Annotated in this window: 8 protein-coding genes and 1 pseudogene; 7 read left to right on the top strand and 2 right to left on the bottom strand. The window is 71.4% G+C overall.

Annotated features, from left to right (window positions below; translation table 11 throughout):
- Positions 1–40 precede the first annotated feature (40 nt).
- The gene (locus E1264_RS37105) at positions 41–949 is read left to right on the top strand and encodes a TauD/TfdA family dioxygenase (protein WP_132181304.1); all 909 of its coding nucleotides are present in this window, start codon (positions 41–43) and stop codon (positions 947–949) included.
- Between the two features lie 233 nt (positions 950–1,182).
- Here the strand turns inward: E1264_RS37105 and E1264_RS37100 are convergent, their stop codons facing one another.
- On the bottom strand, positions 1,183–2,178 hold the full coding sequence (locus tag E1264_RS37100) for a helix-turn-helix domain-containing protein (protein ID WP_165964573.1): 996 nt from the start codon (positions 2,176–2,178) through the stop codon (positions 1,183–1,185).
- Positions 2,179–2,521: 343 nt separating this feature from the next.
- Between E1264_RS37100 and E1264_RS37095 the strand changes: the two genes are divergently transcribed.
- From E1264_RS37095 to E1264_RS46110, 5 genes and pseudogenes are all read left to right on the top strand, one after another.
- Positions 2,522–3,895, top strand: a complete 1,374-nt coding sequence (locus E1264_RS37095; protein WP_132181300.1) for a carbohydrate-binding protein — start codon at positions 2,522–2,524, stop codon at positions 3,893–3,895.
- 138 nt (positions 3,896–4,033) lie between these two features.
- Positions 4,034–4,399: a winged helix-turn-helix domain-containing protein gene (locus E1264_RS37090; protein WP_132181298.1), complete on the top strand. Its 366-nt coding sequence runs from the start codon at positions 4,034–4,036 to the stop codon at positions 4,397–4,399.
- Positions 4,399–4,665, top strand: coding sequence for a hypothetical protein (locus tag E1264_RS37085; protein WP_132181296.1), 267 nt, complete (start codon positions 4,399–4,401; stop codon positions 4,663–4,665). Before E1264_RS37090 ends, E1264_RS37085 begins: the two co-directional genes overlap by 1 nt.
- 241 nt (positions 4,666–4,906) lie before the next feature.
- A pseudogene (locus E1264_RS46115) lies at positions 4,907–5,413 on the top strand (hypothetical protein); the annotation flags it as partial.
- A gap of 79 nt (positions 5,414–5,492) precedes the next feature.
- Positions 5,493–7,067 (top strand): MMPL family transporter, encoded by a 1,575-nt coding sequence (locus E1264_RS46110; protein ID WP_132181294.1) that lies wholly within the window; start codon positions 5,493–5,495, stop codon positions 7,065–7,067.
- Here E1264_RS46110 and E1264_RS37070 read toward each other — a convergent pair.
- The gene (locus E1264_RS37070) at positions 7,037–7,321 is read right to left on the bottom strand and encodes an antibiotic biosynthesis monooxygenase family protein (RefSeq protein ID WP_132181292.1); all 285 of its coding nucleotides are present in this window, start codon (positions 7,319–7,321) and stop codon (positions 7,037–7,039) included. The genes E1264_RS46110 and E1264_RS37070 overlap by 31 nt on opposite strands.
- An 87-nt stretch (positions 7,322–7,408) precedes the next feature.
- On the opposite strand from E1264_RS37070, the gene E1264_RS44090 reads away from it, so the two are divergent.
- Positions 7,409–7,750 carry a hypothetical protein gene (locus E1264_RS44090; RefSeq protein ID WP_165964572.1) on the top strand — a complete coding sequence of 114 codons (342 nt, stop codon included), beginning with the start codon at positions 7,409–7,411 and terminating at the stop codon, positions 7,748–7,750.
- Positions 7,751–7,777: the final 27 nt, after the last annotated feature.

The raw sequence follows: 7,777 nt of genomic DNA, 5'->3' as shown, positions 1-7,777 counted from the left end.
CCTCCTTCCCCGCACGCCCCTCACGAGAAGAGGTGGATACATGTCCGTCTTCGACGTCCGCAGGATCGGCGGGCGCATCGGCGCCGAGGTCACCGGTGTCGACGTGCGCGACCTGTCCGACACGATCTTCGGCGAGATCCACGCCGCGCTGCTGGAGCACAAGCTCCTGGGTTTCCGCGGCCAGGACCTCACCGACGACGACCAGGTCGCCTTCGCCGCCCGGTTCGGCGCGCTCACCGGCGCGCACCCCACCGTCCCCGCCGTGGCCGGGCGGCCCGAGGTCCTGCCGGTCGACAGCGAGCTGGCGCGGGCCAACCACTGGCACACCGACGTCACCTTCGTCCGCACCCCGCCCAAGATCAGCACGCTGCGCGCCCTGGTCGTCCCGCCCTACGGCGGCGACACCCTCATCGCCAACACCGCCTCCGCCTACCTCGACCTGCCGGGTGAGCTGCGCGAACTCGCCGACCGGCTCTGGGCCGTCCACACCAACGACCACGACTACGTCAGGCCCGGCACGAGCGGCGTCGATCCCGCGAAGGCGGCCGAGCAGCGCAAGGTGTTCCTGTCGCGCACCTGGAAGACCGCGCACCCGGTGGTGCGCCTGCACCCCGAGTCGGACGAGCGGAACCTGTTCATCGGGGGGTTCGCGCAGAGCATCGTCGGGCTGACGTCCCAGCGGGAGGGGCGCGCCATCCTCGACATCCTGCAGACCTACGTCACCCGGCCGGAGAACGTCGTGCGCTGGGTGTGGTCCCCGGGCGACCTGGTCGTGTTCGACAACCGGAACACCCAGCACTACGCGCCGGACGACTACGGCGACCTGCCGCGCCTGCTGCACCGCGTCACCGTCGCGGGCGACGTCCCGGTCGGTGCCGACGGGCGGCGCAGCTACATCGTGGAGGGCGACGACGCCTCCCACTACACCCCGGCCGCCACGGCGGCCTGACGGGAGGCATGCGTCCAGGCCCGGTGTGGGCTGGCACCGGGCCCGGACGCGTCCCCGCCGCGAGCCGGCCGCGGCCCGCACGGAATTCACTGTTCAGCGGCGCCGAGACCACCATTTCTGGGAATCTCACCGAACAGCTCACATGGCGGGACAACGGCCGTTACCACGGCGCGGGGGCCGGAAAATGGGCGACGGCCATTACCGCGCCCATCGGGAGCTCTATTGCCGGGCCGTCAGACCAGATCGCGGCGTGCGGCGTGGACTCCCGCCTGAAATCTGGTGCGGGCATTGAGCGTGCGCAGCAGGCGGGCGACGTGCCTGCTCACCGTGCGGGCGCCCATTCCGGTATGGCGGGCCACCGCCTCGTCCTTGAGCCCGGCGGCGAGCAGCGTGAGCAGGTGCCGGTCGGCCTCGGAAAGCCGCGGCCAGACGTCGCCCGTCTCGTTGTCGCCGTGCAGCGGGGTGGCCTGCTCCCACAGGTTGTTGAAAACGCTGATGAGAATGTCGAGGAGCGTCGAGGGGCGGATCACGGCGCTGATGCCGGGATCGTCGCCGCGCAGCGGCATCAGCGCCATCTCGTCGTCCACGATGATGAGTTTCGTCGGGGCGCTCTCCAGCACGCGGGCGCGTTCCCCGATGACGGCGTCCTGCCGGGCCATTTCCAGCTTCTCGGGGATGGCGAGCGCGTCGGGGGTGAAGATGACGCGGTACTCCACACCGTGCCCGATCTGCTCGCGCTCGACCTCGTTCGGGGCCTTCGGGTCGACGGCGTAGGGCGGCTTGTCGATGGCCTTGACGTGCTTCACCGCGCTGCGCTGCACCTGCTCGTAGCGCTGCACCACCGCGTCCATCCCGTCGATGATCTCGACGAGCTTCTGCGGGTTGGTGCGCTGCTCGGCGGCCAGCAGGTCGCCGCTGAGCCGCTTGGCCTCGATGCGCGCGCGGATGAACTCCGTCTCCCGCTGGCGGATCAGCGCCTCGACGACGGCGTCCGGCGGATAGGGGAAGTACTTCGGCTCGGTGGACGCGTCGATCCCGATCATGCCGAGCGCTTCGAGTTCCTTGAGGAGCCCGGCCAGCCGCGGGCGGGGTTCGTCCGACAACTCCGCCAGCTCACTGAATGTGGTGCCGGGGTTGTGCAGCAACGCACTGTAAATGGACTGCTGCAGTCTGGTGATACCGAGAGCCGCGAATGGATTCTCGTCCGTAGCGGCGGACGCGGGAGACATGCACGGATTATGGATCAAAGGCGTGAGTGAGCCAAGCCTCTGAGCCCCATCAAACGCGGCACGCCTAATCCGACCCTGCTCTGACAGGGCCCAACTCGCGTCCGAAACCCGCAAATTCTTGCCTGGGCGGCTGCGGCGACCGCACATCTTCCACGTCCGCGCGTGTTCGTCGCGCACTCAAATGGAGTTCTTTGATTTTCCGCCGGATAGCCGGGTGGGGGCAAGTGGGATTGGTGGCGGAGACCGACACCGGCGACAACTCGCCAGATCACCAACGGGGAAAGGCTTTCTCACCTGCGCAAAGACAATCTACCTTTGCCGCACCCCCACACAAGGAGAGACCATGTCTCACAGACGCGGCCTTCGGGTCGCCGTAATCGCCGTCGGCGCGCTGGGCCTCGCCGGCATCCAGGGCACCGCGACGGCCCAGCCGCCAGGCTCCTACCAGCTACCCCCCGGCTCCTACGCCAAGCCGTTCGCCGCGAGCGTGCCCGCCGGCATGCTGCAGGCGATGCAGCGGGACCTCGGGCTCACCGCGGCCGAGGCGAAGCAGGCGATCGCCAACCAGGACGTCACCGGCGCCAAGGCCGGGAAGCTCCAGGTGCGGCTGGCCGGCAGCTACTCCGGCAGCTACGTCACGGGCAAGACCGGCGGCACGCTCCATGTCGCCACCACCAACCCCGCCAAGGCCGCCGAGATCGCAGCCCACGGCGCTCGCGCCGAGATCGTCAAGTACAGCCTTGCCGACCTCGAAGCCGCGAAGGCCCAGCTGGATCGTGCCATGCAGTACAACGGCCCGGCCCACACCCCGGTGTGGTTCGTGGACGTCCAGAGCAACAAGGTCGTGCTCCAGAGCTCCGCTCCCGCCAAGGCACGTGCTCTCGTCAAGGCGGTCGGGGTCAGCCTCGACAAGGTGTCCATCCAGCGCTCGAACGTCAAGCCGCGCACGTTCTACGACATCCGCGGCGGCGACGCCTACTACATGGGCGGACGCTGCTCGGTCGGCTTCCCGATCATGCGTGGCACGACGCACGGCTTCGCCACCGCCGGGCACTGCGGCCGGGCCGGGACCGCCGTCCAGGGGCACAACCGTGTCGCGCTGGGCAGCTTCCAGGGCTCCAGCTTCCCGGGCAACGACTACGCCTGGGTGTCGGCCAACAGCCAGTGGACCGTGACCAACAAGGTGAACGGCTACGGCAAGGTCGCCGACCCGAGCGTCGCCGGTTCGACGGTCACCCAGGTCGGCCAGCCCGTGTGCCGCTCCGGCTCCACGACCGGCTGGCACTGCGGAACGATCTCGCAGCACAACACCAGCGTCACCTACCCCGAGGGCACCATCACCGGGGTGACCCGGACGACCGTGTGCGCCGAGCCCGGTGACTCCGGCGGCTCGTACATCTCCGGTTCCCAGGCGCAGGGCGTGACGTCCGGCGGCTCGGGCAACTGCAGGAGCGGCGGGACGACGTTCTACCAGCCGATCAACGAGATCCTCCAGGTCTACGGCCTGACGCTCTACACCGGTGGCGGCCAGAACCCTGACCCGCCGGACCCGCCGGACCCGGGCGACCCGCCGACGGGCACCTGGGCCGTCGGGACCGTCTACCAGGTCGGGAACACGGTCACCTACAACGGAGCGCAGTACCGCTGCATCCAGGCCCACCAGGCGCAGCCCGGTTGGACTCCGGCCAATGTGCCGGCACTGTGGGAGCAGATTTGATGACGGGAGCCGCCAGGCACCCGTGATCAGCGCCCCGGAAACCGGCTTCTGGGTGCACTGTCTCCCTCGGGCCCTCCCCCAGACCTCCACTGGGGGAGGGCCCGCTTTCTTGTTTCACGTGATAGTTTTTGTTTTCACATGGATGAAGTAGTTGACACCGACCTGGCCGGCGGCACGGGAGACGAGCTGCTGCTGGCGCTGTCGGCGCTGGCCAGCCCGCACCGGCTGCGGGTCCTCGCCGCTCTCGGCGAGGGCCGCAGGTACGTGAGCGAGCTGGCCCGCCAGGTCGGGATCAGCCGTCCGCTGCTGCGCGTGCACCTGAGCCGGCTAGAGGCCGCCGGGCTCGTGCGCAGCTCGCTGGAGGTCTCGGAGGACGGGAAGGCAATGCGGTATTTCGAGGTGGTGCCGTTCGTGCTGCGGCTCGATCCGGATCGGATCGGCGAGGCGGTGCGGACGCTCACCGTCAAGAGCGTGGGCGGCGACGACGGCAAAGGGAGCGACTGATGGAGGACGACGTCGCGGAGGTCCTCATCGGGGGCGTGCTGTTCATCGTGGTCGGCGCGGTCGCGATCGTGCTGATCTGGCAGGTGTTCGCCACCTGGCGCGCGAAGGTGCAGCTCGCCCGCGAGGAGGCGTACCGCAAGCTCGCCGAGCGGTCGATCACCACCGAGATGGAGACCCGCGAGGACCTGCTGCGGATCAGCGAGAGCCTCGCCGATCTGCAGAAGCGGATGACGTCCATCGAAAGGGTGATGCGGGAGATCGAGTGAGCGGCCCCGCAGCCGCCCCCTGAGCGGGCGGCACCCCATGAGCGGCGCCCTTCAAGGGCGGCGCCCATGAGAGGCGGGCCGTCGGGCGGCCACCCGACGGCCCGATCCGGAAGCACTCCCGCACCCGGCATCCGGCCTTGTCGCGGCCCGGCGTTGGACGCCACATCCACGCCGCCGGGCCCGGACGGGCCGTGTCCGCCGCGTGCGTCACGGTACGTACTCCCAGGAAGGACAGCATTTCATGCTTCCCGACGCAACGCGAAGCGCGCTGCGCGGCGGCGACCGCGACCCCGGCCTGCGCGGCCGGCTCGGCCGCGTGGCCGCACTGCCCGCCGGGCGGCGCGCCAAATGGCTCGTCGTGCTGGCGTGGATCGGCATCCTCTTCGCCGCCGCCCCGCTCGCGGGGAAGGTCGGCGACGTCGAGGACAACGAGACCTTCAACTTCGCCCGGGGCGCCGAGACGTCCGAGCACCACGAGCTGCGGAAGCGGTTCAGCTCGCAGAAGCCCGTCCCGGCCGTGGTCGTCTACGCCCGCGACGGCGGCGTCACGCCCGCCGACCGCGCCAAGGCCGACCGCGACAGCCGGGCCCTGGCCCCCTACGCCGCCGACCGGCGGGCGCCCGCCGTGCGCCCGTCGTCCGACGGCAAGGCGCTGCTGGCCACCGTCGCCATGCCGCTGACCGAGGACGGCTTCATCGAGAAGGTCAAGAGCATCCGGGACCTGACGCACGCCGGCGCCCCCACAGGGCTCCAGGTGAAGGTGACCGGGCCGGCCGGGCAGACCGCCGACGAGGTCGAGGTCTTCAACGACCCTGGACGCCAAGCTGATGCTCGCCACCGTCGCGGTGGTCACCGTCCTGCTGCTGCTCACCTACCGCAGCCCGATCATCTGGATCCTGCCGCTGCTCAGCGTCGCGCTGGCGAGCCAGGTCGCGAACGCGTTCATCTACCTGCTGGGCAAGCACGCCGGCATGCCGGTGGACGGCATGGGCGCCGGGATCCTGACCGTGCTGGTGTTCGGCGTCGGCACCGACTACACGCTGCTGCTCATCGCCCGCTACCGGGAGGAGCTGCACGAGCACGCCGACCGGCACGAGGCGATGGCGGCGGCGCTGCGCCGGTCGCGGGGCGCGATCGTCGCGTCCGCCGCCACGGTCATCGCGGGGATGCTGTGCCTGCTCGTCGCGGACATCAACTCCAGCCGCGGGCTCGGCGGCGTCGGCGCCGTCGGCGTGCTGTGCGGCCTGGCCGCCATGATCACGCTGCTGCCCGCGCTGCTGGTGGTCTTCGGGCGGTGGATCTTCTGGCCGTTCGTCCCCCGGCCCGGCGGCCCGGCCCGGCAGGGACGCGTCTGGGCGGGCGTGGCGGCGTCGATCTCCGCGCGCCCGCGCACCTACTGGATCGCCACCGCCGCCGGGCTCGCGGGCCTCGGCCTGATCGCCGGGACGCTGCGGATCGGCCCGTCGCAGGCGGAGATGTTCCGCACCGAGCCCGAGTCGGTCGCCGGGCAGCGGCTGGTGGCCGCGCACTACCCGGCCGGGTCGTCCGCGCCGGCCGACGTCATCGCCGCCGCGGCCGCCGCCGGGCCGGTGATGGACGCGGCCCGGTCGACGCCCGGGGTGGCCGCCGTCCAGGAGGGCGGACGTTCCCGGGACGGCGCGCTCGTCCAGGTGTCGGTGACGCTGCGGGACGCGGCCGACAGCGCCGCCGCCGAACGCACCGTGGAACGCCTGCGCGGCGCCGTCCACGCCGTCGAGGGCGCGAACGCCGTGGTCGGCGGGCCCACCGCGGAGGCGCTCGACGGCTCGGAGGGCGCGTCCCGCGACCGGCTGCTGGTGATCCCGCTGGTGCTGCTGGTCGTCCTGGCGATCCTCATCCTGCTGCTGCGCGCGGTCACCGCGCCCGTGCTGCTGCTCGGCACCATCGTGCTGTCGTACTTCGCGGCGCTCGGCGCCGCGTGGCTGCTGCTGAAGGGCCCACTCGGGGTGGACGCGCTGGACAACTCCACCCCGCTGCTGGGCTTCATCTTCCTGGTCGCGCTCGGCATCGACTACAACATCTTCCTGATGCACCGGGTGCGTCAGGAGGCGCTCGCGTCCGGCCACCGGACGGGCGTGCTGCGCGGCCTCACCACCACCGGCGGCGTCATCACCAGCGCCGGGCTGGTGCTCGCCGCGACCTTCTCGGTGCTGATGAACCTGCCGATCACGTTCATGGCCGGGCTCGGCGCGCTGGTCGCGGTCGGCGTGCTGCTCGACACGTTCATCGTCCGGTCGCTGCTGGTCCCGGCCCTGGCGCTGGACGCCGGACCCCGCATCTGGTGGCCGGGACGCCTCGCGCACCCGGCCGCCCCGGCGCCCGTCACGATCCCTTACGGGGCCTCGACGGAGGAGATCCGGTAGCGCTTCACGTCGGCGTCCCGGATCCGGGCGGCCTGTTCCGGCTCCGGGCCGTCGCCGCGGAACCGCTCGACGGCCTCGTCGGTCTCCCAGCGCTCGTACACGGTGATGCGGTCCGGCTCGATCAGATCGGCGGCCAGCCCGAAGTCGAGGCAGCCCGGCGCGGCCCGGGCCGCCTCGACGACCTTCCGGCAGCCGGCCAGATAGGCGTCGCGGCCGTCCGGATCCACCGACAGCCAACCGGAAATGATGATCACGACGGAACTCCTGACATCTCTCGGAAAGGGCTGAGCGGTCGGCCCCTGGTTGCCAGTACTGATGCTGCCAGGGACGCCTACGGGTTCGTGCTCCTTGAGAGCGCCATCACCCTCGTCATGATCGCCGACTGCCCGCTCCCCACCGGTGTCCTCACCGGCGCCGGCGCCCTGGAGGTCACCGTCCACGGCTGGGACGTCGCCCGCTCCTGCGGGCACGAGCGGCCGATCCCGCCCGGCCTGGCCGAGGGGATCCTCGAACTCTGCCCGCTGGTGGTCGCCGACCTCGACCGTCCCGCAAGGTTCGCCCCGCCGGCGGAGGTCCCGCCCCGGTCCAGCCCCGGCGACCGGCTCGTGGCCTTCCTCGGCCGCCCGACCGGCGGCCAGGCCCCAAGCGCGGCGAGCCCCGGACGGGGCCCCGCCCCTGCGTGACCTGGGCGGAAACGGGGGGCGGGGCCC

The organism is Actinomadura sp. KC216, assembly GCF_004348535.1.
Classification (GTDB): domain Bacteria; phylum Actinomycetota; class Actinomycetes; order Streptosporangiales; family Streptosporangiaceae; genus Spirillospora.
This window is presented reverse-complemented; position numbering and strand designations above follow the sequence as displayed.

What these genes read in the sequence shown, in the direction of transcription:
- E1264_RS37105 (WP_132181304.1), top strand. Translation starts at nt 41, where the DNA reads ATGTCCGTCTTCGACGTCCGCAGGATCGGCGGGCGCATCGGCGCCGAG.
- E1264_RS37100 (WP_165964573.1), bottom strand. Translation starts at nt 2,178, where the DNA reads ATGTCTCCCGCGTCCGCCGCTACGGACGAGAATCCATTCGCGGCTCTC.
- E1264_RS37095 (WP_132181300.1), top strand. Translation starts at nt 2,522, where the DNA reads ATGTCTCACAGACGCGGCCTTCGGGTCGCCGTAATCGCCGTCGGCGCG.
- E1264_RS37090 (WP_132181298.1), top strand. Translation starts at nt 4,034, where the DNA reads ATGGATGAAGTAGTTGACACCGACCTGGCCGGCGGCACGGGAGACGAG.
- E1264_RS37085 (WP_132181296.1), top strand. Translation starts at nt 4,399, where the DNA reads ATGGAGGACGACGTCGCGGAGGTCCTCATCGGGGGCGTGCTGTTCATC.
- E1264_RS46110 (WP_132181294.1), top strand. Translation starts at nt 5,493, where the DNA reads ATGCTCGCCACCGTCGCGGTGGTCACCGTCCTGCTGCTGCTCACCTAC.